The 26264-nt window shown below is 61.5% G+C and carries 26 protein-coding genes, 1 tRNA gene and 1 riboswitch; of the genes, 14 read left to right on the top strand and 13 right to left on the bottom strand.

The window, feature by feature from the left end; translation table 11 throughout:
* Window positions 1-5: 5 nt before the first annotated feature.
* The 3 genes from ELH03_RS10435 (at window position 6) to sufA (ending at window position 2126) form a co-directional block, all read left to right on the top strand.
* Window positions 6-1247 (top strand): cysteine desulfurase, encoded by a 1242-nt coding sequence (locus ELH03_RS10435; RefSeq protein WP_130766275.1) that lies wholly within the window; start codon window positions 6-8, stop codon window positions 1245-1247.
* A gap of 12 nt (window positions 1248-1259) precedes the next feature.
* On the top strand, window positions 1260-1640 hold the full coding sequence (locus ELH03_RS10430) for an SUF system Fe-S cluster assembly protein (protein WP_128402593.1): 381 nt from the start codon (window positions 1260-1262) through the stop codon (window positions 1638-1640).
* A 93-nt stretch (window positions 1641-1733) separates the two neighbouring features.
* Window positions 1734-2126 carry a Fe-S cluster assembly scaffold SufA gene (gene sufA, locus ELH03_RS10425; protein ID WP_018483745.1) on the top strand — a complete coding sequence of 131 codons (393 nt, stop codon included), beginning with the start codon at window positions 1734-1736 and terminating at the stop codon, window positions 2124-2126.
* A gap of 59 nt (window positions 2127-2185) precedes the next feature.
* Here sufA and ELH03_RS10420 read toward each other — a convergent pair whose 3' ends face one another.
* Window positions 2186-2491: a flagellar basal body rod protein FlgC gene (locus ELH03_RS10420; protein ID WP_128402592.1), complete on the bottom strand. Its 306-nt coding sequence runs from the start codon at window positions 2489-2491 to the stop codon at window positions 2186-2188.
* Window positions 2492-3185: 694 nt separating this feature from the next.
* Here ELH03_RS10420 and ELH03_RS10415 point away from each other — a divergent pair.
* Complete coding sequence (locus ELH03_RS10415; protein ID WP_128411322.1) at window positions 3186-5471, top strand: FdhF/YdeP family oxidoreductase; 2286 nt, start codon at window positions 3186-3188, stop codon at window positions 5469-5471.
* 30 nt (window positions 5472-5501) lie between these two features.
* Here ELH03_RS10415 and ELH03_RS10410 read toward each other — a convergent pair whose 3' ends face one another.
* Window positions 5502-6548, bottom strand: a complete 1047-nt coding sequence (locus ELH03_RS10410; RefSeq protein WP_130766274.1) for a glycoside hydrolase family 25 protein — start codon at window positions 6546-6548, stop codon at window positions 5502-5504.
* A 332-nt stretch (window positions 6549-6880) separates the two neighbouring features.
* Entirely contained in the window at window positions 6881-7504 is a 624-nt protein-coding gene (locus ELH03_RS10405) for a TetR/AcrR family transcriptional regulator (protein ID WP_128402589.1), read from the bottom strand.
* A 95-nt stretch (window positions 7505-7599) separates the two neighbouring features.
* On the opposite strand from ELH03_RS10405, the gene ELH03_RS10400 reads away from it, so the two are divergent.
* Entirely contained in the window at window positions 7600-8565 is a 966-nt protein-coding gene (locus ELH03_RS10400) for an SDR family NAD(P)-dependent oxidoreductase (protein ID WP_165447335.1), read from the top strand.
* 51 nt (window positions 8566-8616) lie between these two features.
* On the opposite strand, the gene ELH03_RS10395 is transcribed toward ELH03_RS10400, so the two are convergent.
* The 4 genes from ELH03_RS10395 to gcvT all read right to left on the bottom strand — a co-directional run bounded on the left by ELH03_RS10395 (window position 8617) and on the right by gcvT (window position 13242).
* Window positions 8617-8692 (bottom strand) — tRNA-Thr (locus tag ELH03_RS10395).
* 163 nt (window positions 8693-8855) lie between these two features.
* Window positions 8856-11720, bottom strand: a complete 2865-nt coding sequence (gene gcvP, locus ELH03_RS10390) for an aminomethyl-transferring glycine dehydrogenase (RefSeq protein WP_130766273.1) — start codon at window positions 11718-11720, stop codon at window positions 8856-8858.
* Complete coding sequence (gcvH, locus tag ELH03_RS10385; protein WP_017994172.1) at window positions 11720-12082, bottom strand: glycine cleavage system protein GcvH; 363 nt, start codon at window positions 12080-12082, stop codon at window positions 11720-11722. The genes gcvP and gcvH overlap by 1 nt, the downstream gene beginning before the upstream one ends.
* Window positions 12083-12105: 23 nt before the next feature.
* On the bottom strand, window positions 12106-13242 hold the full coding sequence (gene gcvT / locus ELH03_RS10380; RefSeq protein WP_130766272.1) for a glycine cleavage system aminomethyltransferase GcvT: 1137 nt from the start codon (window positions 13240-13242) through the stop codon (window positions 12106-12108).
* Window positions 13243-13398: 156 nt separating this feature from the next.
* Window positions 13399-13491: riboswitch (glycine riboswitch) on the bottom strand.
* A 157-nt stretch (window positions 13492-13648) separates the two neighbouring features.
* Here gcvT and ELH03_RS10375 point away from each other — a divergent pair.
* Entirely contained in the window at window positions 13649-14029 is a 381-nt protein-coding gene (locus ELH03_RS10375; RefSeq protein WP_128402585.1) for a hypothetical protein, read from the top strand.
* A 73-nt stretch (window positions 14030-14102) separates the two neighbouring features.
* The gene (locus tag ELH03_RS10370) at window positions 14103-15095 is read left to right on the top strand and encodes a DUF1775 domain-containing protein (RefSeq protein WP_130766271.1); all 993 of its coding nucleotides are present in this window, start codon (window positions 14103-14105) and stop codon (window positions 15093-15095) included.
* A gap of 125 nt (window positions 15096-15220) precedes the next feature.
* On the opposite strand, the gene ELH03_RS10365 is transcribed toward ELH03_RS10370, so the two are convergent.
* Window positions 15221-15487, bottom strand: a complete 267-nt coding sequence (locus tag ELH03_RS10365) for a hypothetical protein (protein ID WP_128402583.1) — start codon at window positions 15485-15487, stop codon at window positions 15221-15223.
* A 122-nt stretch (window positions 15488-15609) separates the two neighbouring features.
* Here ELH03_RS10365 and crcB point away from each other — a divergent pair, with 122 nt between their 5' ends.
* The 7 genes from crcB to ELH03_RS10330 all read left to right on the top strand — a co-directional run bounded on the left by crcB (window position 15610) and on the right by ELH03_RS10330 (window position 21231).
* Window positions 15610-15987, top strand: coding sequence for a fluoride efflux transporter CrcB (gene crcB / locus ELH03_RS10360; RefSeq protein WP_128402582.1), 378 nt, complete (start codon window positions 15610-15612; stop codon window positions 15985-15987).
* A 94-nt stretch (window positions 15988-16081) separates the two neighbouring features.
* Window positions 16082-17074, top strand: a complete 993-nt coding sequence (locus ELH03_RS10355; protein ID WP_018242151.1) for an RluA family pseudouridine synthase — start codon at window positions 16082-16084, stop codon at window positions 17072-17074.
* Window positions 17071-17724, top strand: coding sequence for an HAD-IA family hydrolase (locus ELH03_RS10350; protein ID WP_128402581.1), 654 nt, complete (start codon window positions 17071-17073; stop codon window positions 17722-17724). Before ELH03_RS10355 ends, ELH03_RS10350 begins: the two co-directional genes overlap by 4 nt.
* Before the next feature lie 9 nt (window positions 17725-17733).
* The gene (locus ELH03_RS10345; RefSeq protein ID WP_128402580.1) at window positions 17734-18519 is read left to right on the top strand and encodes an ATP12 family chaperone protein; all 786 of its coding nucleotides are present in this window, start codon (window positions 17734-17736) and stop codon (window positions 18517-18519) included.
* Window positions 18520-18586: 67 nt separating this feature from the next.
* Window positions 18587-19045 carry a calponin homology domain-containing protein gene (locus ELH03_RS10340; protein WP_128402579.1) on the top strand — a complete coding sequence of 153 codons (459 nt, stop codon included), beginning with the start codon at window positions 18587-18589 and terminating at the stop codon, window positions 19043-19045.
* Between the two features lie 107 nt (window positions 19046-19152).
* Entirely contained in the window at window positions 19153-20685 is a 1533-nt protein-coding gene (locus ELH03_RS10335) for an acyl-CoA carboxylase subunit beta (RefSeq protein WP_130658913.1), read from the top strand.
* Window positions 20686-20838: 153 nt separating this feature from the next.
* Window positions 20839-21231: a DoxX family protein gene (locus tag ELH03_RS10330; RefSeq protein WP_128402577.1), complete on the top strand. Its 393-nt coding sequence runs from the start codon at window positions 20839-20841 to the stop codon at window positions 21229-21231.
* Window positions 21232-21273: 42 nt separating this feature from the next.
* Here ELH03_RS10330 and sugE read toward each other — a convergent pair whose 3' ends face one another.
* The 5 genes from sugE to ELH03_RS10305 all read right to left on the bottom strand — a co-directional run bounded on the left by sugE (window position 21274) and on the right by ELH03_RS10305 (window position 26228).
* A complete protein-coding gene (gene sugE, locus ELH03_RS10325; protein WP_018072208.1) occupies window positions 21274-21588 on the bottom strand; it encodes a quaternary ammonium compound efflux SMR transporter SugE in 315 nt (104 codons plus the stop codon).
* A 213-nt stretch (window positions 21589-21801) separates the two neighbouring features.
* Window positions 21802-22269 (bottom strand): YaiI/YqxD family protein, encoded by a 468-nt coding sequence (locus ELH03_RS10320; RefSeq protein WP_128411317.1) that lies wholly within the window; start codon window positions 22267-22269, stop codon window positions 21802-21804.
* Between the two features lie 43 nt (window positions 22270-22312).
* Window positions 22313-22675, bottom strand: a complete 363-nt coding sequence (locus ELH03_RS10315) for a hypothetical protein (RefSeq protein ID WP_020397550.1) — start codon at window positions 22673-22675, stop codon at window positions 22313-22315.
* A gap of 290 nt (window positions 22676-22965) precedes the next feature.
* On the bottom strand, window positions 22966-24093 hold the full coding sequence (locus ELH03_RS10310) for an S-(hydroxymethyl)glutathione dehydrogenase/class III alcohol dehydrogenase (protein ID WP_018480245.1): 1128 nt from the start codon (window positions 24091-24093) through the stop codon (window positions 22966-22968).
* A 113-nt stretch (window positions 24094-24206) separates the two neighbouring features.
* On the bottom strand, window positions 24207-26228 hold the full coding sequence (locus ELH03_RS10305) for an acetyl-CoA carboxylase biotin carboxylase subunit (protein ID WP_128410003.1): 2022 nt from the start codon (window positions 26226-26228) through the stop codon (window positions 24207-24209).
* Between the last annotated feature and the right edge of the window lie 36 nt (window positions 26229-26264).

Genomic DNA, 26264 nt, shown 5'->3' with positions numbered 1-26264 from the left:
TATCAATGGACAAGATAGCGCCGGCCACCCAATACGACGTTGAAGCCATCCGTCGGGATTTTCCGATCCTGGCGGAGAAGGTGCACGGCAAGCCGCTGGTCTATCTCGACAACGGCGCATCGGCGCAGAAGCCGCAGGTGGTGATCGACGCAATCTCGCATGCCTATAGCCATGAATATGCCAATGTGCATCGCGGGCTGCACTATCTCTCGAATGCCGCGACGGACGCCTATGAGGCCGCGCGCGAAAAAGTTCGCCGCTTCCTCAATGCGCCCTCGGTGAACGACATCGTCTTCACCAAGAATTCGACGGAAGCGATCAATACTGTTGCCTATGGCTGGGGCATGCCTAGGATTGGCGAAGGCGACGAGATCGTCTTGACGATCATGGAGCACCATTCCAACATCGTGCCCTGGCACTTCATCCGCGAGCGGCAGGGCGCCAAGCTTGTCTGGGTGCCCGTCGACGACGAGGGCGCTTTCCATATCGAAGATTTCGAGAAAAGCCTGACGGAGCGCACCAAGCTCGTCGCCATCACCCATATGTCGAATGCGCTCGGCACGATCGTTCCCGTCAAGGAAGTCTGCCGGATCGCGCATGAACGCGGCATCCCGGTGCTGATCGACGGCAGCCAGGGCGCAGTGCATCTGCCGGTCGACGTGCAGGATATCGATTGCGACTGGTACGTCATGACCGGTCACAAGCTCTACGGACCGTCCGGCATCGGCGTGCTCTACGGCAAGAAGGAGCGGCTTTTCGAGATGCGTCCGTTCCAGGGCGGCGGCGAGATGATCTTCGAAGTCGCCGAGGATATGGTGACCTATAACGACCCGCCGCATCGCTTTGAGGCCGGCACGCCGCCGATCGTGCAGGCGATCGGGCTCGGTTATGCACTCGACTATATGGAGAAGGTCGGACGCGAGGCGATTTCGCGCCACGAGGCCGATCTTTCTGCCTATGCGGTTGAGCGGCTGAAATTGGTCAATTCGCTGCGGGTCTTCGGGACGGCGCCCGACAAGGGGAGTATCTTCTCCTTCGAGCTTGCCGGCATCCATGCCCATGACGTCTCGATGGTGATCGACCGGCAGGGTGTTGCGGTGAGGGCCGGCACACATTGCGCCATGCCGCTCTTGAAACGCTTCGGCGTCACATCCACATGCCGTGCATCCTTCGGCATGTATAATACCCGTGCCGAGGTCGATGCCCTGGCCGATGCGCTTGATTATGCGCGCAAGTTCTTTGCTTGAGGAGTGTCCGTGATGAGCCTGGACGAAAGCGAACAGAAGATCGACGTGCGCGAAGACATCGTGCATTCCAGCATCCCGGCCGATGAGCTGGCGCGGCTGAGCGACGACGTCATCAGCGCGCTGAAGACCGTCTACGATCCGGAGATTCCAGCCGACATCTTCGAACTTGGTCTGATCTACAAGATCGACATCGAAGACGACCGGATGGTGAAGATCATGATGACGCTGACCGCCCCCGGCTGCCCGGTTGCCGGCGAGATGCCCGGCTGGGTCGAAAACGCCGTCGGTGCCGTCGAAGGCGTGTCGGGCGTCGAGGTGGCCATGACCTTCGATCCGCCGTGGACGCCGGACCGCATGTCGGAGGAGGCGCAAGTCGCCGTCGGCTGGTACTGACATCCCACGGTATTGATCCGTTTACTTCAGGGTACTACATTTGAGTCACGATGCGCCGGATCTTGACCCCGGTTGCGGAAGGAGAATGAGTCGATGGGCTTTGCAATCATGAGCATGACGGACGGGGCTGCGGCCCGCGTCAAGGCGATCGTCGAGAACTCGGGGCCGGAGGCCAAGGGTGTCCGCGTCGGCATCAAGAAGGGCGGCTGCGCCGGGATGGAATATACCATCGACCTGGTGACCGAGCCCAATGCCAAGGACGACCTGATCGAGCGCGACGGTGCAAAAGTCTGGGTCGAGCCGTCGGCAGCCCTCTATCTGCTCGGCACCGAAATGGGCTTCGAGACTACCACGCTACGCTCCGGCTTCACCTTCACCAATCCGAACCAGACGTCGGCCTGCGGCTGCGGTGAATCCGTCGAGCTGAAGCCCGCCGATCTTGCGGCCCTTGCCGCCCAGCGCCAGGGCGAGCCGGCGCATTCCTGATAGGCTTCAGGCCAGCGGAAAATTCTCCGCCAGCAACTCTCCGATAAAATCGGGCGTGTTCAGTCGCGCTTGATGCTCATCAGCATTTCCCACATGTCGGCACCGGTCTCGAAGACCACGGCGTTTGCCTTGTAGCTCTGCTCGGCTTCGATCAGGTCGGTGAGTTCGGTGGCAGGATCGACATCTGATGCGGTCGGGCTGACGACGGCCTGGACGCCGCCGGTCTCAACGGAGGTGAGGCTGGTATTCAGCCTTGCATAGCCCGGCGTGCTGCTGTTTGCGATATTGTTGGCAATTGCGCCGACACGTGTGGTCTGCGCCCGCATTCCCGAAAGAGCAATGCTCGTAATACCCGATATGCTCATCAGCCGTTTCCCCAGAACTGGATGGTAACCTTCTAGCTGCGAGGATTTAGGAAATGCTGAAGGCTTTGCGTTAGCAAAAGCCTTAGGTCAGGGCCTTGTGCCGTCGCCTCTGTTCCGGATTGGCACGGGACTATATCCCGGATAGGCGGCAGTGGAGCGCCTTACGACGGTTTTCGAGTTTGATACGGTCCATGGCTATTCTCTTGGCTGGAATGAACGAATTTTGGAGATGGGGCGATCTGGCTGCGCGGCTGGCAATTTTGCGTTCCTGCTTCGCTGGCCTCGAAAGAATCGTAGAGCAGGTTCGAAAGCAGGACATTCAATGCTGGTGTAGCCGGACCTATACTTCTGTCCAGGTTTCTGCGGGGCCGACGAGATTGGGATGGGATGACCGGATCAACAAGATCATCCCCAATACCTATGTATAGTTTCGTGGCCTGCTATCGGGACGGTAAGGTCTGGGTGTCTCTCGGAAGTGACTTCCATGTGGAGACCGGCACCGCGAATGTGCCGATAGACATCGGCATGTCCCTCCCGCGCCGAAGTCTTGTGGATCCGACGATCCGCCAGGACCGCTCCGCCGCCCCTCGGAGCGGTCCGATCTTTTTTAAGAGGATGTCCGCGCCATCTATCGCATGGCATCCTTTTGCATTGATAATAGGCGCTGACCCTCGGCGGATTTGTGGAGCAGGTGATGACCAAGAAGCGGCCGAAAGGCATAGAGAAATATACGGCCCCTGCCGGCGGCTGGGGTGCACTCAAAGCCGTTGCCGAGACTCTTGCGCGCCAGCAGGTCATCGCCCAGGGTGCGGCGACGCTGCTGAAAGCCAATCAGCCCGAGGGTTTCGATTGCCCCGGCTGCGCATGGCCCGATCCCAAACATACGAGCTCGTTCGAATTCTGCGAAAATGGCGCCAAGGCGATCACCTGGGAATCGACGGCGAAACGCGCCGGGCCTGACTTTTTTGCAGCGCACGGCGTTGCCGAACTCTGGCAATGGAACGATCACCAGCTGGAAGACCAGGGCCGCCTGACGCACCCGCTGATCTATGATCATGCCAGCGACCGCTACCGGCCGATCGGCTGGGACGAGGCCTTTGCGCTGACCGGCACGGAATTGCGGAAATTGCCCGATCCTGACATGGCCGAGTTCTATACATCGGGCCGCGCCTCGAACGAGGCGGCATTCCTGTTCCAGCTTTTTGTCAGAGCCTACGGCACCAATAATTTTCCCGACTGCTCGAACATGTGCCATGAGGCAACCAGCGTCGGCCTGCCCGACTCGATCGGGGTCGGCAAGGGCACGGTGACGCTCGAGGATTTCGATCATGCCGATGCGATCTTCAGCTTCGGCCATAATCCCGGCACCAACCATCCCCGGATGATGACCACCCTGCATGATGCCGCAAGGCGCGGCGTGCCGATCGTGGTCTTCAATCCCTTGAAAGAACGGGCGCTCGAAAAATTCGCCGCACCGCAGAACCCGGTGGAGATGGCGACGATGTCGTCCACGCCGATCGCATCGGCCTATCACCAGGTTCGCACCGGCGGGGATCTCGCTGCCCTCAAGGGCCTGATGAAGCGGATATTCGAGCGCGACGATGCCGATATCGCGGCAGGCGGCAAAGGCTTTCTCGACCGGGAATTCATCGAGGCCAACACGATCGGACTGGAGGCTCTGAAAGCCGATGTCGCAAAGACGGAGTGGACCGAAATCCTCAGGAGATCGGGACTGACGTTCGAAGCGCTGGATAGCGCCGTCGATGTCTATCTCAACGCACGCAACGTCATCCTCTGCTACGGCATGGGCATCACCCAGCACAGCCATGGCACCGCCAATGTCCAGCAGCTTGCCAATTTCCTGATGCTGCGCGGGAATATCGGCCGAAAGGGCGCCGGCATCTGCCCGCTGCGAGGCCATTCGAACGTTCAAGGCGACCGCACGGTCGGGATCACCGAGATCCCCAACAAGGCGCTTCTCGACGGCATGGAGAAGGCCTTCGGCTTCCGCCCGCCGGAGGAGAAGGGCCATAACGCCGTCGAGGCCATCGAGGCGATCATCGAAGGCCGGTCGAAGGCGCTGGTCTGCCTCGGCGGCAATCTGGCCGTCGCCATATCCGATCCCGAGGTGACGTTCGAAGGCATGCGCAAGCTCGACCTTGCCGTCCATCTCGCGACCAAACTCAATCGCTCGCACCTGCTAATCGCCCGGACCTCTATCATCCTTCCGGTTCTCGGCCGCACCGACCAGGATATCCAGAAGACAGGCCCGCAATCGGTGACCGTCGAGGATTCCATGTCGATGGTGCACGCCTCGCGCGGTTTCCTGAAGCCGCCCGGCGATCAGCTGAAGTCCGAACCGGCCATTATTGCCGGCATCGCCAAGGCAACGCTTGGCGCTAAATACGATATCGACTGGGACGGGATGGTCGCCGATTACAATCGCATTCGGGAAAAGATCGAAGTGGTCTTTCCCGATTTCCAAGATTTCAACAGCCGGGTCAGAAAACCCGGTGGCTTCCGGCTGACGGTGGCGGCCTCCGACCGGCAATGGCGCACGCCCTCAGGAAAAGCACAGTTCCTCATAGCGCCTGGCCTGGAGGAAGATCCGCGCCTTGCAGACGCAGACACGCTGGTTCTGACAACGCTGCGCAGTCACGACCAGTACAACACGACAATCTACAGCCTTGACGACCGCTATCGAGGTGTCTTCGGCCGCCGTGACGTGATCTTCATGAACAGCGGGGATCTCTCCGCACGCGGCCTCACCGATGGCGATAAGGTTGATATCGAGTCGGTCGCTGAAACCGGCAGCAGGGCGGTTAGAGGCTTCACCGCAGTGGCCTACGACATCCCTGTTGGCTCCATCGCCGGATATTATCCCGAGATGAACAGGGTCATCGCGCTTGGCGATTACGACCGGAAATCGGGAACGCCTGCTTACAAAGGCGTGCCGGTGAAGGTGCAGAAGTCCGCGTGACGACGGGGCAAGCGGCCTGGCGGGCTTCGGCTATCGCGACGCCACCCAGTCGTGCCAATCGCTTTCATTGCCGTTGAACACGTTGAGGTCGATCTTGCCATCGACTCCTTCGGAGAGGCCGGAACCGGAATACTGCCAGAAGAGCCACTTGCGGCCGGGGTAGACCTTGGAGGGGTGGGCGGCCACAGAGCGCAGCCAGAAGGGGTAGTCGAGCAGTTGGCCCTTCAAATTATCGCGGTAGAAGTCCGGCGCCGTGTAGATGATCGGGCGCTGGCCGTAATAGCGCTCCAGCTTGTCCATGAAGACCTGCATCTTTTCCCGGACACGGGCAGGTGAGATGCGCCTCTTGCAGCTCGATTCGCTGTTCCATTCAACGTCGATGACGGGCGGAAGAGCGTTGGCTTCCCTTGGCACGTTGCGGATGAACCAGTCGGCCTGCTCGCCGGCTGTCCGGCACCAATAGAAGAAGTGATAGGCGCCGTGTTTCAGGCCGGCTTCCTTGGCCCGGCGCCAGTTCTTCTTGAACATCGGATCGAGGTGATCGCCGCCGTCGGTCGCCTTGATGTAGACGAAGTTCGCGCCTTGCCTCCGCAACGTCTCCCAATCGATCTCGCCCTGCCAGCGCGACACGTCAACGCCGTGCACGGCAAGCTTTCTCGGGGAAGTGGAGCCGAAGTTGATCGGCTTGGCATCGCGGAACCGGTGACCGTAAATTTGCCCGCGTGTCGGCGACCTCGTACCGACATCGGGCATCGCATTGCCCGCGGGGTTGGTCGGCATCAGCAGGGCGACCGGCTTTTCCGTCGGCATCGGCATGCCGACCGGCCTGTCTGCGGGCACGAGCGCCTGCGGCTCTGGAACCTCTCCTGTCCAGCTCAACGCCTGCTGCGGCGGGCTTGCCTGCGGCGCAGGATCGCCCACGGCGGCAGCCGGTATCGGGCCGCTCGGCTGGGTGATGGCGTTGGTCGTTTCCCGCGACGGTACAGGGGTGAGCACATCTTCGGCGCCAGAACTGGCGGCGCATCCCGAGAGGATCAGGGCGGCGAGGAGGATTGCTGGCACAGCCGATGGACGCATAAGAACCTGCACGCAAAACAAGGGATCGACGGTGATCCATGTTGATGGAAGCCGCCTTTATGAATTGCTAACAGAGACTTGCTAAGAAAGGTTAAATTTGATCCTTGAGCGCCAAAAGCATGCAGCTCCTCCCAACCTGCGGAAGGGGCTTTGCCTGGCGCTGCTACCCAGCCGCCTCGGCGTAGCTTTCCACCGGCGGGCAGGTGCAGATCAGATTGCGGTCGCCCTAGGCGTTGTCGACGCGGTTGACCGGCGACCAGTATTTGTCGACGCGGAAGGCGCCGGGCAGGAAGCCGGATCTGAGACGGCCGTGCCGGAGTGGTACGACAATCTCAGCGACTGGCTCTCATGCCCGCTATCAGAATATCGATGAGTTGTCTTGCCGCATTCCGCCAGGCGGGGCCACAGCTGATGCTCGCGCCGCCCGCCAGGGCGCGCAGGATATCGAGCGGGTCCATCGCCAGACGGATTTCACCGGTGGCGACTGCGCGATCCACCAGCAGATTGACGGCACCTATGATCAAATCGGCAGAATCGGCATAGAGCTCGGAGGTGCCGCCGACCAAAGAATCCAGCACCTCGGACATGCCGTGTTTCGTCACGACATAATCCACGAACTGCACCAGCCACAGGCGAAGTGCTTCGACGGGCGGATGTGTCTCGGCAAGGCTTTTGGCGGCAGCGGCAAGCTGCGTCGTCTCGTTGCGGTAGACGGCGGAAACCAGTGCATCGCGCGTCGGGAAATGGCGATAGAGTGTGCCGATGCCGACGCCGGCGATGCGGGCGATTTCCTCCAGGCTGGCGCTGGAACCCTTGTCGGCAAAGACGGTCTTTGCCGTTTCCATCAGCAGAAGACGATTGCGTTCGGCATCCGCGCGCGGCTTTCGGACGGTGGGCTCTTCACTTTTTTTGGCCATTTCCGAGAGGTCCCCTTGATAAGCGGAGGCGCCCTCCATATTTATCTGGAGGCACCCTCCTTTTATTTCATTTGAGGCCGGCGGGCAATGGTCCACCAGCCTGGAGCGGTGCGTCCATGATCAAGGAGATAATCATGAGTGGACTTTTTGGCGCGACATCAACCACCGATGAGGTGCTCGCCGGCGTCGATCTCAAGGGCAAGCGTGTTCTGGTGACGGGTATTTCGGCCGGCCTCGGCTTGGAAACCGCGCGTGTGCTGGCCCATGGAGCGCAGGTGACGGGTACGGCGCGTGACCTTGCAAAGGCGAGGGCGGCAACGGAAGTCGTGCGCACCGGTGCGGCCAATGGCGGCAGCCTGGATATCGTCGAGCTTGATCTTGCCTCTCTGGCAAGCGTGCGCGCCTGTGCCGATGCGCTCATTTCGGATGGCCGCCCCTTCGATGTTGTCATTGCCAATGCCGGCGTGATGGCCGCTCCCTTCGGCCGCACCGCCGATGGCTTCGAAACGCAGTTCGGCACCAACCATCTCGGTCATTTCGTGCTGGTCAACCGCATCGCATCGCTCGTCAAATCGGGCGGCCGTGTGGTGATCGTCGCATCCTCGGGCCATCGCATGGCACCTTTCAGCCTTGACGACCTCAATTTCGAGAGCAAGACCTATGAGCCCTGGGCGGCCTATGCCCAGTCGAAAACCGCAAATATCCTGTTCGCGGTGGAACTCGACCGGCGCCTCAAGGAGCGCGGCATCCGTGCAACGGCACTGCATCCCGGCGGCATCCAGACCGAGCTCGACCGTCATCTCGACCCTGATATGATTGAAGGCATGATAACGCAGATCAACGCAGCGCTCGCCGCCGAGGGCAAGCCGCCCTTCCAGTGGAAGACGATCCCGCAGGGTGCGGCTACCTCCGTCTGGGCAGGTTTCGTCGCCCCGGCAGACGCGGTCGGCGGCAGATATTGCGAGAACTGCCACGTCTCCGAAGTGACGGATGCGGAGATCAGCCCAATTTCCGAAGGTGTGCGCACCTACGCGCTCGATCCCGAGACGGCCAGGGCATTGTGGGCCAAAAGCGAGGATATGGTCGGCGAGCGCTTCTAGCCGTAAACCGGCACGCTTCGACGCTGATAGAGAGCAGGGGAACTGGGAAACTGGTGCCCCTGCCGAGGAATTGAACCTGGATCGGCTGCTAACCAGACAGCTGCTCTTACGTTGAGCTACGCGGGGCGTAGCGTGTTATGCCAGAAATGACGTTCGCAGACGAACGGAGCTTCGATAGACGGTTAGAGAGCAAGGTTAGCCGCGCATTTCTATCAGAATTAGGAAAGCCCCTCCCATGATGGAAGGGGCTTGGATTGCTCGGCCCGTCGCTACAGCATCAGGCTTGACCGCTATTCGGCTGCCTCTGCGTAGCTTTCCACCGGCGGGCAAGTGCAGATCAGGTTGCGGTCGCCATAGACGTTGTCGACGCGGTTGACCGGTGACCAGTATTTATCGACGCGGAAGGCGCCGGGCGGGAAGCAGGCCTGTTCGCGGCTGTAGGGACGATCCCATTCGCCGACGAGGTCTTCCACCGTGTGCGGAGCGTTCTTCAGCGGGTTGTTCACCTTGTCCATGCGGCCATCCTCAATGGCGCGGGCTTCCTCGCGGATCGCCAGCATCGCCTCGCAGAAACGGTCGAGTTCGGCCTTGGTCTCGCTTTCCGTCGGCTCGATCATCAGCGTGCCGGCGACTGGCCAGCTCATGGTCGGCGCATGGAAGCCGCAATCGATCAGCCGCTTGGCGACGTCGTCGACGGTGACGCCCGAGCTGTCGACCAGCGGGCGGGTGTCGATGATGCATTCATGCGCGACGCGGCCGGCAGCCGACTTGTAGAGCACGTCATAGGCGCCCTTCAGCCGGGTGGCGATATAGTTGGCGTTGAGGATCGCCACCTTGGTCGCCTGCGTCAGGCCTTCGCCGCCCATCATCAGGCAATAGCTCCAGGAGATCGGCAGGATCGAGGCGGAGCCGAAGGCGGCGGCCGAGACCGCACCCGAACGGCCGTCGGTTTCTGGATGGCCGGGCAGGTAGGGGGCCAGATGCGCCTTGACGCCGATCGGGCCCATGCCGGGTCCGCCGCCGCCATGCGGGATGCAGAAGGTCTTGTGCAGGTTGAGATGCGAAACGTCGGAGCCGATGTCACCGGGGCGGGACAGGCCGACCATGGCATTCATGTTGGCGCCGTCGAGATAGACTTGGCCGCCATGGTCGTGCACCAGATCGCAGATCTCCTTGACGGTCTCCTCAAAGACGCCGTGCGTCGAGGGATAGGTGATCATGCAGCACGAAAGATTTGCAGCATGCTCCTCCGCCTTGGCGCGGAAATCGTCGAGATCGATATCGCCATTTTCGCGCACCTTGACGACGACGACCTTCATGCCGACCATCTGGGCCGAGGCCGGGTTGGTGCCATGCGCAGATGTCGGGATCAGGCAGACGTCGCGATGGCCGTCGCCATTGGCGATATGATAGTTGCGGATCGTCAGCAGGCCGGCATATTCGCCCTGCGCGCCGGAATTCGGCTGCATGGAGAAGGCGTCGTAGCCGGTGACGGCGCAGAGCTTTTCGATCAGGTCGTCGATCATCTCGCGGTAGCCGAGCGCTTGGTCGGCCGGCACGAAGGGATGGATGTCGGAAAATTCCGGCCAGGTGATCGGCAGCATTTCCGCCGTCGCATTGAGCTTCATCGTGCAGGAACCGAGCGGGATCATCGAGCGGTCGAGCGCCAGATCCCGGTCGGAGAGCCGGCGGATGTAACGCGTCATCTCGCTTTCGGCGCGGTTCATGTGGAAGATCGGATGGGTGAAGTAATCGCTGGTTCTGAGCAGGCCCTTCGGCAGGCGGTAGGAAGGCTCGAAATCGGCAATGGTAAAAATGCCGCCGAAGGCGCGCCAGACGGCTTCGAGCGTCGCCGGCCGGGTGCGTTCGTCGAGGCTCATGCCGATTTTGGTTTCGCCGACCTTGCGCAGATTGACGCCTTCGGCGACGGCGGCGCGCAGGATGAGACCCTGCATGTGGCCGACATCGACGGTGATCGTGTCGAAGAAGGTGTCGGGTTCGACCTTATAACCGAGCTTTTCCAGGCCCTTGGCCATCAGCACGGCCTTCTGGTGCACCTGCTGGGCGATCGCCTTGATGCCCTTCGGGCCGTGGAAGACGGCGTACATCGAGGCCATGACGGCAAGCAGCACCTGAGCGGTGCAGATGTTCGACGTCGCCTTCTCGCGGCGGATATGCTGTTCGCGGGTCTGCAGCGACAGGCGATAGGCGCGGTTGCCGCGGGCGTCGACGGAAACGCCAACGAGGCGGCCGGGCATGGAGCGCTTGATGGCATCTTTGACCGACATATAGGCTGCATGCGGGCCGCCATAGCCGACCGGGACGCCGAAGCGCTGCGAGGAGCCGACGGCGATATCGGCACCCATTTCGCCGGGCGATTTCAGCAGCGTCAGCGCCAGGATATCGGCGGCGACGATTGCTATGGCGCCAGTTTGGTGCAGGCGCGAGATCAGGCCGGTAAAATCATGCACGTGACCGTGCGTGCCGGGATACTGGAAGATCGCGCCAAAGACGTCGACAGGATCGAGATCGGTGAAGGGATTGCCGACGATGACGCTCCAGCCGAGCGGTTCGGCGCGGGTGCGGATGAGGGCGATCGTCTGCGGATGGCAGTCGGCATCGACGAAGAAGGCCTTTGCCTTCGACTTGGCGACGCGCTCGGCAATCGCCATGCCTTCGGCAGCGGCGGTCGCCTCGTCGAGCAGCGAGGCGTTGGCGACGTCGAGGCCGGTGAGGTCGCAGACCATCGTCTGGTAGTTCAGCAGCGCTTCCAGGCGGCCCTGGCTGATCTCCGGCTGGTAAGGCGTATAGGCGGTGTACCAGGCCGGGTTTTCGAGGATGTTGCGCTGGATGACAGGCGGCGTGATCGTGCCGTAATAACCCTGACCGATCAGCGAGACCAGCACCTTGTTCTTGTTGGCCGTCTCGCGCAGCTTGTCGAGCGCCTCGCGCTCGGTCATCGGCGCGCCCCAGACGAGCGGCTCCTTCTGGCGGATCGAGGGCGGTAGCGTCGCGTCGATCAGGCCGTCGAGGCTGTTATAACCGATCACCTTCAGCATGTCGGTCATCTCAGCCGGCGAGGGGCCGATATGGCGGCGATTGGCGAAATCGTAGGGCTGATAGTCGGTGAACTGGAATTCTGTCGGCGTCGTCATTACGCAGTGAGCTCCTTGTAGGCCGCCTCGTCGAGCAGGCCATCGGCGTCGGCAGCATTTGCAAGCTTCAGCTTGAAGAACCAGCCAGCGCCCTGAGGATCGGAATTGACCAGCGACGGATCTGCAACGATGGCCGGGTTGACCTCGGTGATCTCGCCATCAAGCGGACAATAGACGTCGGAAGCAGCCTTGACGGATTCAACGGTCGCGGCATTGCCGTTCTTGGAGAAGGTCGCGCCAACTTCCGGCAGTTCGACGAAAACCAGGTCGCCGAGTTGATCGACGGCATAGGTGGTGATTCCGACCGTCGCAACGCCGCCTTCGATCTTCAGCCATTCGTGTTCTTCGGTAAATTTCAGCATTGTTCGTCCTCTCTGGAAAAGGTTTAGCGTTTGTAGGTCGGTGTGACGAAGGGCAGGGCGCTGACGGTGGTCGGCAGATATTTGCCGCGCACTTCGGCATAGACCAGTGTGCCTGCCGCGGCATGGGAGACGGGTACGTAGCCCATGGCGACGGGGCCTTCGACGCTGGGGCCAAAGCCGCCCGAGGTGACTTCGCCGATTTCGACCTTGCCCTCGGCATCGGCATAGAGCTTGGCATGGCCGCGCACCGGCGCCTTGCCTTCCGGCTTCAGGCCGACTCGGCGGCGCGCGGCGCCGTTTTCGAGTTCGGACAGGATGCGGCCAGAGCCAGGGAAGCCGCCGGCGCGCGCACCATTGCCCCGCCTTGCCTTCTGCATGGCCCATTCAAGCGCCGCCTCGACCGGCGAGGTGGTCGTGTCGATATCGTTGCCGTAGAGGCAGAGGCCGGCTTCGAGGCGCAGCGAATCGCGGGCGCCAAGGCCGATCGCCTGGACATCGGGATGTTCGAGCAACCGCATGGTGACATCCTCGGCCTTGTCGACGGGGATCGAAATCTCGAAGCCGTCCTCGCCGCTATAGCCGGAGCGCGAGACCAGACAGGAAACATCGTGCAGGTGGCAATGGCGCACATCCATGAATTTCATCGCCGCGACGTCGGCCCAGAGTTCGGCGAGAACCTCGACCGCGCGCGGTCCCTGCAGCGCGATTAAAGCGCGATTAAGAAGAGTGATGTCGCACTGGTCGCCGATATGGGCCTGCAGGTGAGCGAGATCGGCCTCCTTGCAGGAAGCGTTGACGACGATGAAAAGGTGATCGTCGAGATGGGTGATCATCAGATCGTCGAGAATGCAGCCGGTATCATCGGTGAAGAAGCCATAACGCTGGCGGCCTTCGGCAAGGCCAAGGATATCGACCGGCACCAGGCTTTCGAGCGCCAGCGCCGCATCCTCGTAGCTGCCAGATTTCGCCTTCACGATAAGCTGGCCCATGTGGGAGACATCGAAGAGGCCGGCTTCGGCGCGGGTATGAAGATGCTCCTTCATGACGCCTGCGGGATATTGCACCGGCATGTCGTAACCCGCGAACGGCACCATGCGGGCGCCGAGCGAAAGATGCAGGGCATGCAGCGGGGTTTTCTTCAGGGCAGCAGTATCGTCCAAAAGACGCCTCCGGGGTTTGCGCCTTCTCACGAAGGCGCGGGCTCAAATCTGAAGGCGCGGCTGCGCACTTCTCTCCTGAGCCCCCTCTGTCCCTTTGCCTGAGATTGTTATCCCTTCGGCGAGCGTTTCGAGAACGCTTCTCTCCAGAGTTCCGTCTGCCCCTTGCTGGTCCTTTTGCCTGAGAGTTTCCGGGGCGGTTGCTCCTTCGGCACCGGTGGCGAAAGCACCGGCTTCTCCCAACAAGGTTGGCGCAATTATCCGGCGGGTGCAGCGCTTGGCAAGGCCAAATGTCGTGACCGGACAATTTTTTGTCGCCATATCCCGGCCAAGCCCTGATCTGCGGCAAATCTGTTTTTGCATTCCGTGGGGAAAACGGCTATCGCGACATGCTGTTGAAGGGGATCTCATGCGGCAGACCGGACTGAAAGCGACGCTCTTCCTGCGCATGCTTTGCGCATTGAGCCTGCTTTTGCTTGGGCTTGCCCATCAGGCACCAGAGGCTGTCGCCTCCGAAGGCTACGATGCAGCGGCCTATGTGCTGCCCGACGGTACCTTCGCCTCGCTCTGCGTTACCGTGAAGGACACCGACGGCAAGACCGTCGCCTTCAAGCCAAATTGCGAAGCCTGCCGGCTGTCGGCCTCCGTCATCCTGCCGGCTCCGAATACGGACTCCTGGCTCGAGCGCAAGCTCGCAGCGTTGAACAACGCGCCGATCGAAACATCAGCCATAACAGGCGCAAGCGCTGTCAGCCGGCCGAATTCCCGCGCACCTCCCATCCTCGCCTGATCTGCTTCCGCAACCCATGATGCAGCATGCCGGTCCGCCCGAGAGAGGTCCGTGGCCGGCGAGGAGATATCCGATGAAAACTATCAAGACATTTGGCAAGACCTTCGGGCTCGCCGCCCTTCTTTCCGCGACCGCCTTTGCCGGCGCCGAGGCGCATGTGAGCTTCCTCGATAGAGAGGCGAAGCAGGACAGCACCATTCTCGCCACGCTGCAGGTGCCGCATGGCTGCGACGGCAAGGCGACCACGGAAGTGCGAGTCAAGCTGCCCGAAGGCTTCGTCTTCGCCAAGCCGCAGCCGAAGGCCGGCTGGGAGCTCGAGGTGATCAAGGGCGACTACCAGAAGACCTACGACAATCACGGCGACAAGGTGAAGGCGGGCGTGATCGAAGTGCGCTGGAGGAACGGCAATCTCTCCGACGATTTCTACGATACCTTCGTCATCCAGGGTAAGGTATCAGGCGTCGAGGCCGGCACCTCGCTCGCCTTTCCGGTGACGCAGATGTGCGGCGAGACGGTCACGGCCTGGGATCAGGTGGCGGCGGAAGGCGGCGACGCGCATGGGCTGAAAAGCCCGGCGCCGCTGTTGAAGGTCGTCGCCGGCGAAGACCATGGTCACGACCATGACGATATGGCCGGCATGGACATGTCCGGCATGGGCGCTGCCGCACCTGCCGGCGAAACGGTCAAGGCCGGCGATCTCGAAATTTCCGGCGGCTTCGCCAAGGCGATGCTGCCCGGCCAGCCAGTCGGCGGCGGCTTTTTCACGGTGAAAAACAACGGCAAGACGGACGATCGCTTGCTGTCCGTGACGTCGCCCGTATCAGGCGAGGTTCAGATCCACGAGATGGAGACCAAGGATAACGTCATGCGGATGCGCCAGCTGAAGGACGGCATCGCCATTGCCGCTGGCGAGACGGTCAAGCTTGAGCCCGGCAACCTGCACCTGATGTTCCAGAAGGTGAAGACGCCGTTCAAGCAGGGCGGCACCGTGCCGGTGACGCTGACCTTCGAAAAGGCCGGCAAGGTCGATCTGGTCCTGCAGGTGCTCTCCGCCCAGGGCAAGTGAGAGCAGCGATTCAAAGTGCTACAGCGTCCTTTGCGCGTCTGAAAGGACGCGCGGCGCTGTAGTTAAAACAAAAAAGCCCGCGACAACAATCGCAGTCGCGGGCTTTCGTTTGGAAGGCGATCGCCTCAGAAGTCTTCGTAGGATCGCAGCGCCTGTTTCAGGCCGGACTGCGGTTGGCGGTTGCCCTTCGCCATCAAGTCGAGCGCAACTTCGGTCGACTGGATGATGCTGGAGGGCTCGTCTATGTCCTCAGTGCCTTCAGCCTTCAACTGCCGGTCGGCAACGCGCCGTGCGTCGCGCGCCGCAGTGCTCGTCGCGACACGCTGCGGGATTCGGAGCGACTCGAAAGCAACAGCGGCAGTGTTGGCCGATATGGACAGGAGCTGGGTCATGCCAGTCACCGTATCGGTATGATCTTGGCGCCATCATAAGAAAATCATTGGCATTTTACAAAATGGTAAGAATTCATAAGGCTCGATTGGAATCACTTTCGCAAACGCGGTAAATCCGGCTCATGATCCAGGCTCTCCTTGTCGCCTTCGGCGGCGCTATCGGTTCCGTTCTCAGGTATTATGTCGGCCAGTGGGCGCTGAGGCTGATGGGCCCGGCATTCCCCTGGGGCACGCTCGCCGTCAATGTCGTCGGCTGCTTCGTCATCGGCGTCTTCGCCGAGCTCATCGCGCGGAAGTTCAACGCCTCGACGGAACTGCGCCTGTTGCTGATCACCGGCTTCCTTGGTGGCTTCACCACCTTCTCGGCCTTCTCGCTGGATGCCATCTCGCTGTTCGAACGCGGCGAGGCTGTCGCCGGCGGCATTTATATCGCGGCGAGCGTCGGATTTTCGATGGTAGCCGTCATCGCCGGCCTCGCCGTCATACGCGCTTTGGCCTGATCTCTTTTCCGGTTTCCGTTTTGCGTGAAAATGCTCTAAAGGCTGCGGCAAGAACGCCGGCTTGGCCCGCGCTGCAATTTCCGAAAGATTTCTTATGGCTGGCATAGAACATATCAAGGTTGAACCCGACGAAGCCGGCATGCGGCTCGATCGCTGGTTCAAGGTACACTTTCCGGGGCTCGGTTTCGGCCCGCTGCAGAAGCTGCTGCGCTCCGGCCAAGTGCGCGTCGACGGCGGGCGCGTCAAATCGGATGCGCGCGTGCAGCCCGGCCAGACGGTGCGCGTGCCGCCGCTCGATGTCGATGCCAAGCTGAAATCCGGACCGATCGCCGGCAAGGATCTCAAGCATTCGACGGATTTCGAACTACTGTCGCGCATGGTGCTGCATGAGGACGAAAAGGTGATCGTTCTCAACAAGCCACCCGGCCTTGCCGTGCAGGGCGGCTCGGGTGTGGCCAGGCATATCGACCAGATGCTCGAAGCCTGGACCAGCCCGAAGGGCGAGAAGCCGCGCCTCGTTCACCGTCTCGACCGCGACACCTCGGGCGTTCTCGTCATCGCCCGCACGCGCGGCGCCGCGCAGAAGCTGACGGCAGCCTTCCGCGAGCGCGACACCAAGAAGACCTACTGGGCGCTGGTCAAGGGCGTGCCGCGCAAACACGAGGACAAGATCTCGACCTGGCTCGTCAAGGAGCCGACGGCCGATGGCGACCGCATGCGGATCGCCAAACACGGCGAGGACGGAGCAGATCACGCCGTTTCCTTCTATCGCGTGCTCGAAACCGCCGCCCAGAACCTCGCCTGGCTGGAGATGGAACCCTATACTGGACGGACCCATCAGCTGCGTGTGCACGCGCTGCATATCGGCCATCCGATCATCGGCGATCCGAAATATTTCGACGACGATCCGAATTGGGATTTTCCAGGCGGCGTCCAGAAGAAGCTGCATCTGCACGCGCGTCACATCGACATCCCTCATCCCTCCGGCGGGCGCCTGCGCATCAGTGCGCCGCTGCCGTCGCATATGGTGCAGACCTGGAACCTTCTCGGCCTCGATCTCGCCAGTGCCGAAAGGGACGCCGAATGAAACTGGCGCTTTTTGATTGCGATGGCACACTGGTCGATAGCGCCGGTCTGATCCACGAAACCATGCGCAGGACCTTCGATAAGTTCGGCAAGTCGGAACCGCGCTTTGAAGACACCAAGGCCATTATCGGCCTGTCCCTCGATATTGCCATTGCCCGCATGCAGGGCAGGCAGCATGTGGAGCAGGAAGACATCGACATGACGGCGCATTACAAATCGCTGTTCTCGATCGTGCGTCAGGATCTCGATTACAAGGAGCCGCTGTTTCCAGGCATCCGCGAGATGATCGACGCGATCAGCGGGCGCGACGACCTGCTGATCGGCGCGGTGACGGGCAAATCCCGCCGCGGGCTCAAGCTCGTGATGGAGACACATGGTTTCGAGGCGCATTTCATCGTCGCACGCACCGCCGACGATTGCCCTTCCAAGCCGCATCCAGCCATGGTGACGGAATGCTGCGATGAAACCGGCATGAATGCTGCCGACACTATTGTCATCGGCGACGCGGTTTACGATATGCAGATGGCAAAGGCTGCCGGCGCCAAGGCGATCGGCGTTGCCTGGGGCTATGCCAGCGTGGATGAGCTGATCGCCAACGGCGCTGATGCGATCGCCTACCATCCGAACGAGATATTGCGTCATTTTTCCTGAGGTGAGCCCATGCGCGATTTGCTGAACGACCTTTCCGAAGGCCTGAGCCATCCCGATCCCATCCGCCGCGCGCAGATCCAGATGAAGAAGCCGCTGCCCAAGCGCTTCTATACCGACGTCTCCGTTGCCGAGCACGAGGGCGGTTTTGCGATCACGCTCGACGGCAAGATGGTGCGCACGCCGGCACGGCAGGTTCTCGCCGTGCCGACCGAGGCGCTCGCGCGGCTTGTCGCCGCCGAATGGCAGGCGCAGGGCGAAGAGATCAACCCCGTGAGCATGCCGGTGACACGGCTCGTCAACACCGCACTCGATGGCGTTGCCGCCAACGCGCAGGCGATCTTCGAGGATATCCTGCGCTTTTCCTCCAGCGACCTGATCTGCTACCGCGCCGAGGCGCCGGAACTGCTGGTCGAGCGCCAGGCCGAGCACTGGGATCCCGTGATCGACTGGGCGGCGAATGACCTCGGCGCCCGGTTCATCCTCGTCGAAGGGGTGATGCCTCAGGAGCAGCCGCGCGAGGCGACTGCCGCCTTCGCCGTCACGCTCGCGAGATATGATAGCCCGATGGCACTTGCAGCGCTCCACACGGTCACCACGCTCACCGGTTCGGCGATCCTGGCGCTTGCCTTCGCAGAGGGCCGGGTAACGACTGAGGAGGCCTGGTCGCTTGCCCATCTCGACGAGGATTGGACGATCGAGCATTGGGGCAGCGACGAGGAGGCCGAGGAACGGCGGGCCAAGCGCTTTGCCGAGTTCAAAGCCGCAGCGGATGTTTTTTTCGCCCTAAGCGCCTGAAACATATTGCCTTCCAATGCATTATGACGAAGTCTGCGACTCCAACGGGGTGGTGCGGGATTTTGCAATGAATTGGCTGAGGTCGTGTTTTTGCCGGGCCGCACTTGTCTGTATCGCGCTCACGGCCTGCGTCAGCCTCTCGGCCACCAAGCCGGAGGCGCCGGTCTATGATGTGCGCAGCGCCGTTGTTCTGTCCGGTCCGAACATGCCGGCCGAGCTGCTTTCGGGCATCAACGACCGCGTCAACGTGGCGATCAACGCCACCGTACGCGACACCGTGCTGCCGCGGGTGGTGCTGACGATCCGCGTGGTTTCCATCCAAAAGGGCCTCGGCTTCCAGAAGGACCGCAACGTCGCCAAGATCAGCATCGACGCGGCCTCGGTCGAGGACGGCTCGGTCATCGCCGTCAGCGCCTTCGACGTGACCAGCATCGCTGCCGATCCCAAGCTTGCCGATGAGATCCTGGCCGAGGACGTCGCGGCAAGGATACGCTCGGTTTTCTCACTCAGCGGGCGCGGGCGCTAAATAGTTAGAGCATGATGTTGTCCGAAAACCGCGCACACTTTTCGGCATCATGCTCTAGCGCATAATCTAATCGCCGGATTGCCGCCCGCAGCGGCGAGGGAGATCGCATGAAGGAAATTCTCGAGGAACTGGAACGGCGCCGCGGCATCGCCCGCCTCGGCGGCGGCGAAGTGCGCATCGACGCCCAGCACAAACGCGGCAAGCTGACGGCGCGCGAGCGTATCGACCTCTTCCTCGACGAAGGCTCCTTCGAGGAATTCGACATGTTCGTCGAACATCGCTCCACCGATTTCGGCATGGATAAGAGCCGGATTGCCGGCGACGGTGTCGTCACCGGCTGGGGCACGGTCAACGGCCGCACGGTGTTCGTCTTCGCCAAGGACTTCACCGTCTTCGGTGGCTCGCTATCGGAAGCGCATGCCGAGAAGATCATGAAGGTGCAGGACATGGCGCTGAAGAACCGCGCGCCGATCGTCGGTATCTATGATGCCGGCGGCGCCCGCATCCAGGAGGGCGTGGCGGCTCTCGGCGGCTATGCCGAGGTATTCCAGCGCAATGTGCTTGCCTCCGGCGTCATACCGCAGATCTCGGTGATCATGGGTCCCTGCGCTGGCGGCGACGTCTATTCGCCTGCGATGACCGATTTCATCTTCATGGTGCGTGATACCTCCTACATGTTCGTCACCGGTCCCGACGTGGTGAAAACCGTCACCAACGAGACGGTGACAGCCGAAGAACTCGGCGGCGCTATCGTGCATACGGTGCGCTCGTCGATTGCCGACGGCGCCTACGACAATGATGTCGAAACGCTCTTGCAGGTGCGCCGGCTGATCGATTTCCTGCCGCTTTCGAACACCGCGCCGCTGCCCGAGATCGAATGTTACCAGTCGGTGACAGAGGTCGACATGTCGCTCGATACGCTGGTGCCGGCGAGCTCCAACAAGCCTTACGACATCAAGGAACTGATCCGGAAGGTAGCGGATGAGGGGGATTTCTTCGAAATCCAGGCAAGTTTTGCCGGAAACATCGTCTGCGGCTTCGGTCGCGTCGAAGGCTCCACCGTCGGCTTCGTCGCCAACCAGCCGATGGTGCTGGCCGGCGTTCTCGACAGCGACGCCTCGCGCAAGGCGGCCCGTTTCGTGCGCTTCTGCGACTGCTTCAACATTCCGATCGTCACCTTCGTCGACGTGCCGGGTTTCCTGCCGGGTACGGCGCAGGAATATGGCGGCCTCATCAAGCACGGCGCCAAGCTGCTCTTTGCTTATGCCGAGGCGACGGTGCCGAAGCTCACCGTCATCACCCGCAAGGCCTTCGGCGGCGCCTATGACGTGATGGCGTCGAAGCATCTGCGCGGGGATCTCAACTATGCCTGGCCGACGGCGCAGATCGCCGTGATGGGCGCCAGGGGCGCCGTCGAGATCATCTTCCGCAAGGATATCGCCGATCCCGAAAAGATCGCCGCCCATACGAAAATGTATGAGGACCGGTTCCTCTCGCCCTTCGTTGCCGCCGAGCGCGGTTATGTCGACGAGGTGATCATGCCGCATTCCACCCGGCGGCGGCTGGCGCGCGGGCTGAAGATGCTGCGCAACAAGGATCTCGCCAATCCATGGAAGAAACACGACAACATCCCGCTTTGACGGCTGCCGGCGAATAAAACTGTCCGGTCAGGTGTTTAGAGGAAAGGCTCTAACCACTGTCGAAAAAGTGAACGGCCGTCAGTGATCCGTGTGTTCAATCCTTGCGAGGGACAGGCTAACGCTCGGCTCTTATTGTTTTAATGGAGAGGTTTAATGTCAACTTTCGAGCGTCTTTCTGCCTATCGCCCCTATGGGCTGGCCGCTCTCAGAATCATCACCGCGCTGCTGTTCATCGAACACGGCACGATGAAGCTTTTCGCTTTCCCGGCTGCGCAGATGGCCGGCGCGCTGCCGCCGTTGATGCTGTTCGCCGCCCTTCTGGAGCTTGTCGGCGGTATCCTCATTCTCGTCGGCCTGCTGACGCGCCCTGTTGCCTTCCTCCTCGCCGGCGAAATGGCCGTTGCCTATTTCATGGCGCATGCCCCGAACAGCTTCTTCCCGGCCGTCAACCAGGGCGACGCCGCGATCCTGTTCTGCTTCGTCTTCCTCTACCTGTTCTTCTCCGGTCCCGGCGCTTTTGCCGTCGATAATCGCAAGGCAGCCTGAACGATAGACTGAGGGGCGTCGCGACGCCCCTCAACCTTCACATCAGGCGGTAAGCTTGAGACCGGCGATGCCGGCGACGATCAGCGTGATGCAGGCAAGACGGGAGACACTTGCCTCATCGCCAAGCAGCCAGATGCCGAGAAATACGGTGCCAACCGTGCCGATGCCGGTCCAGACCGCATAGGCGGTGCCGATCGGCAGGTGCTTCACGGCCAAGCCGAGCAGCACGATGCTCACTACCATGGATATGACAGTCAGCGCCGTCGGCAGCGGCCGGGTGAAGCCATCGGTATATTTAAGGCCGATCGCCCAACCACATTCAAAAAGACCGGCGAGAAAAAGCAGAAACCAGGCCATGCGACTCTCCTTGTTCAAGAGCGAGGCCGTCCCCGCGACAGTTGCATCCGAGAGGATGCCGCAGTCGTCTGCGATAACGCCTATATGCGTGAGGCGGCGGCGGTGTTCAAGGTCGGAATCGGCACGGCTGCCATGCCAGCCGTTTCTTGTGGGCTACAGCGCCGCGCGTCTTTTAGACGTGCAAAGGAGGCTGTAGCACCTTTAGTTGCTGCATCACGGCTGCCCGTCAGCCTCCGCGGCAAGGCTTTTGGCGCGGCGGCAGAGACGATCGAAGGTTTCGAGGAAGCGTGAACGGTCTTTCGGGCTGAAGGCGGCGTTGTAGCCCTTGCTCTCGCCGGTTTCGCGCAAGTGGGCACCGAGATCGCGCATGGCGCTTGCCATGCCGATATTGGTCTCGTCGAAGACGCGCCCTGTGGGGCCGCTGACGAAGGCGCCGGTCGCGACACAGCGCACGGCAAGCGGCACATCGGCAGTGACAACGACATCGCCCGCGCCGGCGCGTTCGGCGATCCAGTTGTCGGCGGCGTCAAAGGCATTGGAGACGATGACGTTGTGGATCATCGGATCGCGCGAGGGGCGTAAGCCGGAATTGGCAACGAAGGTGACTTCGAGGCCGTGACGTTCGGCCACCTTCAGGATTTCCGGTTTCACCGGGCAGGCATCGGCGTCGACATAGATCAAAGGCTGTTTACCTCATTCAATCCCGACGCCTGATACGCGCGGTTTACTCGCGAGTCCAGATTTCGCTCGCAACCTTTTCCGAGCCGCCATAGGTCCAGACACCCTGCCAGCTGCCGTCCGGCTGCTCGAAATACATGGCGATGCCGAAATTCTCCTTGGAGACGTAACCGACGGAGATCGCCGTGTCCTCGTCGCTTGCCGGACCCATTTCGAAACGATCGCCGCTGAATTTTGCGCCGAGGCCGGTGCCGATCGACTCGTTCTTGCCGATCATCCAGTCGACGATATAGGTCTCGCCGTTGCGAAGCACCTTGACGGTGCCCTGATACTTGCTGCCGTCCTCGCTGGTGCCGGCGACCTTGTAGGAACCTGTGGGGTCTGCAAGTGCGATGGCGGGCAGTAACACAAATGCGCAAGCCGAAATAACAGTCCGAAAAATCATAGGGTCCCCCTTTTGGCGAAGCATGATTGCCAAGCACCGAAGCAGTAACATGAAAGGGCTTCATACTTGGTGAAGCCCTTTGCAGATCCGGCCCGTTATTTTTGGGGTAGCGAGCAGTTTTACTTCAAGCCCGCAGTCTTATTGTCATGGGTTAAAGCGCATCGCATCAATCTGGATTCATGCGATGCGCTTTAAGTCTTTGATTTATGCATGCCGTTATCCCAAAACCGCTGCGCACTTTTGGGCGACATGCATCAGTACACCACCACGCCGCGGATGCTCTTGCCCGAATGCATCAGCTCGAAGCCCTTGTTGATGTCTTCTAGCGGCATGGTGTGGGTGATCATCGGATCGATCTGGATCTTGCCTTGCATGTACCATTCGACGATCTTCGGCACATCGGTGCGGCCGCGCGCGCCGCCGAAGGCCGTACCCATCCAGTTGCGGCCGGTGACCAGCTGGAACGGACGCGTGGAGATTTCCTGGCCGGCGCCGGCAACGCCGATGATAACCGACTTGCCCCAGCCGCGATGCGAGGCTTCCAGTGCCTGGCGCATCACCTTGGTGTTGCCGGTGCAGTCGAAGGTGTAGTCGGCGCCGCCGATCAGGTCGCCGTTGCGTTTGGTCAGGTTGACGAGGTAAGGCACGATGTCGTCACCTACCTCCTTCGGATTGACGAAATGCGTCATGCCGAACTTTTCGCCCCAGGCCTTGCGATCATTGTTGATATCGACGCCGATGATCATGTCGGCACCGGCAAGCTTCAGACCCTGAAGCACGTTGAGACCGATGCCGCCGAGACCGAAGACGATTGCCGTGGCGCCGATCTCCACCTTGGCAGTGTTGATGACCGCACCGATGCCGGTGGTGACGCCGCAGCCGATGTAGCAGATCTTGTCGAACGGCGCGTCGGGATTGACCTTGGCAAGGGCGATCTCCGGCAGCACGGTGAAGTTCGAAAAGGTCGAGCACCCCATATAATGGTGGATCTTGTCCTTGCCGATCGAGAAGCGGCTCGTTCCATCCGGCATCAGCCCCTGGCCCTGGGTGGCGCGGATCGAAGTGCAGAGATTGGTCTTGCGGGAAAGGCAGGAATAGCACTCGCGGCATTCCGGGGTGTAGAGCGGAATGACATGGTCGCCCTTCTTCACCGAGGTGACGCCGGGGCCGACATCGACGACGATGCCGGCGCCCTCATGGCCGAGGATAGCAGGGAAGAGACCTTCCGGATCGGCGCCCGACAGGGTGAAATCGTCGGTATGGCAGATGCCCGTCGCCTTGACCTCGACCAGCACTTCGCCGGCCCGCGGCCCCTCCAGCTGCACGGTCATCACTTCCAGCGGTTTTCCTGCCTGAACGGCAACGGCGGCGCGAACGTCCATCTTCACATCTCCCTGTCGATTTTGTTGGTTCCCAGCTGATTTATCGGGCTGAGCTTGGCATGGTCGGCGAACTCGGCTCAAGCGAAAATGGCCGGTCGCCCGGTCTTTTCCTCTCAGGCGAATTCCATGATCACGGCATCGACGGCCAGGCTTTCGCCGGCTGCGGCATTGATCTTCGAGACGACGAGATCGCGGTCGGCGCGCAGTACGTTTTCCATCTTCATCGCTTCGACGATCGCAAGCGTCTCACCGGCCTTGACCTCCTGGCCCTCGGCAACCGCGATGGCGACGACGAGGCCGGGCATCGGGCAGAGCAGGAGCTTGGAGGTATCGGGCGGCAGTTTCACCGGCATCAGTCTGTCGAGTTCGGCATGACGCGGCGAGAAGACCTTGGTAATCACCGAAAGCCCCTGCCAGTCGATACGCAACCCGTTCAAAACGGGGCGAATCTGCGCGGTGATGTCGCGACCGCCGACCTTGCCGCTCCAGACAGGATCACCCGGTCTCCAATCGGTGACAACGCTCTTGCTCTCGCCCTCTATCGCCCCCTCGATCGCGATGTCCATATCGAAGGGGATGGTGACGAGGCCGTCGAGCAATCTTGCAGCGACGTGGTTGTCGCCGATCTTGACCACCCAGTGTTCGCGTAGCGCGCCCGATGCGGCGCGCAGACGATCGGCGAAACGTTCGCGGCGGTTCGCCTCGATCAGCGAGGCGGAGAGGGCAATGCCGGCAAGCACGGCTTCTTCCGCCGGATCCGGTTTCATCGGCGCAAAACCATCGGGATATTCCTCGGCGATGAAGCCTGTGGAAAGCCGGCCCTCGCGCCAGCGCGGATGTTTCATCAGCGCCGACAGGAAAGGCACATTGTGCTCGATACCATCGACGACGAAGCCGTCGAGCGCCCGGCCCATGGCGTCGATCGCCTCGAGCCGCGTCGGCGCCCAGGTGCAGAGCTTGGCGATCATCGGATCGTAGTACATCGAGATCTCGGCACCCTCGAAGACGCCGGTATCGTTGCGGATGACGACATTGCCGGTCCTGCCTTCCGCCGGCGGGCGGTAGCGCGTCAGGCGGCCGATCGAGGGCAGGAAGTTGCGGTAGGGATCTTCGGCATAGAGCCGGCTCTCGATCGCCCAGCCGTCGAGCCCGATGTCCTTCTGGGCAAAGGGTAGGGGCTCTCCCGCTGCGACCCGGATCATTTGCTCGACGAGATCGATGCCGGTGACGAGTTCGGTCACGGGATGCTCGACCTGCAGGCGGGTGTTCATTTCCAGGAAATAGAAATTGCGGTCGCGGTCGACGATGAATTCGACGGTGCCGGCGCTCTGGTAATCGACGGCTTTCGCCAGCGCCACCGATTGTTCGCCCATGGCCTTGCGGGTGGCCTCATCGAGGAAGGGCGAGGGCGCCTCTTCCGCCACTTTCTGGTTCCGCCGCTGGATCGAGCATTCGCGCTCGCCGAGATAGACGACGTTTCCATGCGCATCGGCCAGGACCTGGATCTCGATATGGCGGGGTTCGACGATGAACTTCTCGATGAAGACGCGGTCGTCGCCGAAGGAGCTTTTTGCCTCCGAGCGGGCGCGCTCGAAGCCGTCGCGCACATCAGCCTTGTTCCAGGCGATGCGCATGCCCTTGCCGCCGCCGCCGGCCGACGCCTTGATCATGACGGGATAACCGATCCCGCCAGCGATCACCTCCGCATGGGCTGCATCCTCGATGATGCCGAGATGGCCGGGCACTGTGGAGACACCGGCGGCATTGGCGAATTTCTTCGATTCGATCTTGTCGCCCATCGCCATGATGGCCTTCGGCTTCGGGCCGATGAAGACGATGCCCTGTTTTTCCAGGTCAGCGCAGAAGGAGGCGCGTTCGGAGAGAAAGCCGTAACCGGGGTGGACGGCCTCGGCACCGGTAGCCTTGCAGGCGGCGATGATCTTTTCGGCAACCAGATAACTCTCGGACGCCGCGGCCGGGCCGATATGCACGGCCTCGTCGGCCATCTCGACATGCAGCGCGTCCCGATCCGCATCCGAATAGACCGCGACGGTCAGAATTCCCATGCGGCGCGCAGTCTTGATCACGCGGCAGGCGATTTCGCCGCGATTCGCGATCAGGATTTTCTTGAACATCGAGACTCCACCCAGAAATGCATTCCGGAGTTTTAC

Origin of the sequence: Rhizobium beringeri (assembly GCF_004306515.1) — a bacterium.
Lineage (GTDB): Bacteria > Pseudomonadota > Alphaproteobacteria > Rhizobiales > Rhizobiaceae > Rhizobium > Rhizobium beringeri.
The sequence above is the reverse complement of the archived record's forward strand: the minus strand, read 5'-3'. Positions and strand labels throughout refer to the sequence as shown.

Bases quoted from the DNA above. Each gene is read 5' to 3' on its own strand.
- ELH03_RS10410 (WP_130766274.1), bottom strand. From the start codon at position 6,548: ATGCGTCCATCGGCTGTGCCAGCAATCCTCCTCGCCGCCCTGATCCTC.
- gcvH (WP_017994172.1), bottom strand. From the start codon at position 12,082: ATGCTGAAATTTACCGAAGAACACGAATGGCTGAAGATCGAAGGCGGC.
- ELH03_RS10340 (WP_128402579.1), top strand. From the start codon at position 18,587: ATGAATTGGCTGAGGTCGTGTTTTTGCCGGGCCGCACTTGTCTGTATC.
- crcB (WP_128402582.1), top strand. From the start codon at position 15,610: ATGATCCAGGCTCTCCTTGTCGCCTTCGGCGGCGCTATCGGTTCCGTT.
- ELH03_RS10355 (WP_018242151.1), top strand. From the start codon at position 16,082: ATGGCTGGCATAGAACATATCAAGGTTGAACCCGACGAAGCCGGCATG.
- ELH03_RS10330 (WP_128402577.1), top strand. From the start codon at position 20,839: ATGTCAACTTTCGAGCGTCTTTCTGCCTATCGCCCCTATGGGCTGGCC.
- ELH03_RS10405 (WP_128402589.1), bottom strand. From the start codon at position 7,504: ATGGAGGGCGCCTCCGCTTATCAAGGGGACCTCTCGGAAATGGCCAAA.
- ELH03_RS10350 (WP_128402581.1), top strand. From the start codon at position 17,071: ATGAAACTGGCGCTTTTTGATTGCGATGGCACACTGGTCGATAGCGCC.
- sufA (WP_018483745.1), top strand. From the start codon at position 1,734: ATGGGCTTTGCAATCATGAGCATGACGGACGGGGCTGCGGCCCGCGTC.
- ELH03_RS10310 (WP_018480245.1), bottom strand. From the start codon at position 24,093: ATGGACGTTCGCGCCGCCGTTGCCGTTCAGGCAGGAAAACCGCTGGAA.
- ELH03_RS10415 (WP_128411322.1), top strand. From the start codon at position 3,186: ATGACCAAGAAGCGGCCGAAAGGCATAGAGAAATATACGGCCCCTGCC.
- gcvP (WP_130766273.1), bottom strand. From the start codon at position 11,720: ATGACGACGCCGACAGAATTCCAGTTCACCGACTATCAGCCCTACGAT.
- ELH03_RS10430 (WP_128402593.1), top strand. From the start codon at position 1,260: ATGAGCCTGGACGAAAGCGAACAGAAGATCGACGTGCGCGAAGACATC.
- ELH03_RS10375 (WP_128402585.1), top strand. From the start codon at position 13,649: ATGCGGCAGACCGGACTGAAAGCGACGCTCTTCCTGCGCATGCTTTGC.
- ELH03_RS10420 (WP_128402592.1), bottom strand. From the start codon at position 2,491: ATGAGCATATCGGGTATTACGAGCATTGCTCTTTCGGGAATGCGGGCG.
- ELH03_RS10305 (WP_128410003.1), bottom strand. From the start codon at position 26,228: ATGTTCAAGAAAATCCTGATCGCGAATCGCGGCGAAATCGCCTGCCGC.
- ELH03_RS10370 (WP_130766271.1), top strand. From the start codon at position 14,103: ATGAAAACTATCAAGACATTTGGCAAGACCTTCGGGCTCGCCGCCCTT.
- ELH03_RS10400 (WP_165447335.1), top strand. From the start codon at position 7,600: ATGAGTGGACTTTTTGGCGCGACATCAACCACCGATGAGGTGCTCGCC.
- ELH03_RS10365 (WP_128402583.1), bottom strand. From the start codon at position 15,487: ATGACCCAGCTCCTGTCCATATCGGCCAACACTGCCGCTGTTGCTTTC.
- ELH03_RS10335 (WP_130658913.1), top strand. From the start codon at position 19,153: ATGAAGGAAATTCTCGAGGAACTGGAACGGCGCCGCGGCATCGCCCGC.
- sugE (WP_018072208.1), bottom strand. From the start codon at position 21,588: ATGGCCTGGTTTCTGCTTTTTCTCGCCGGTCTTTTTGAATGTGGTTGG.
- ELH03_RS10345 (WP_128402580.1), top strand. From the start codon at position 17,734: ATGCGCGATTTGCTGAACGACCTTTCCGAAGGCCTGAGCCATCCCGAT.
- ELH03_RS10435 (WP_130766275.1), top strand. From the start codon at position 6: ATGGACAAGATAGCGCCGGCCACCCAATACGACGTTGAAGCCATCCGT.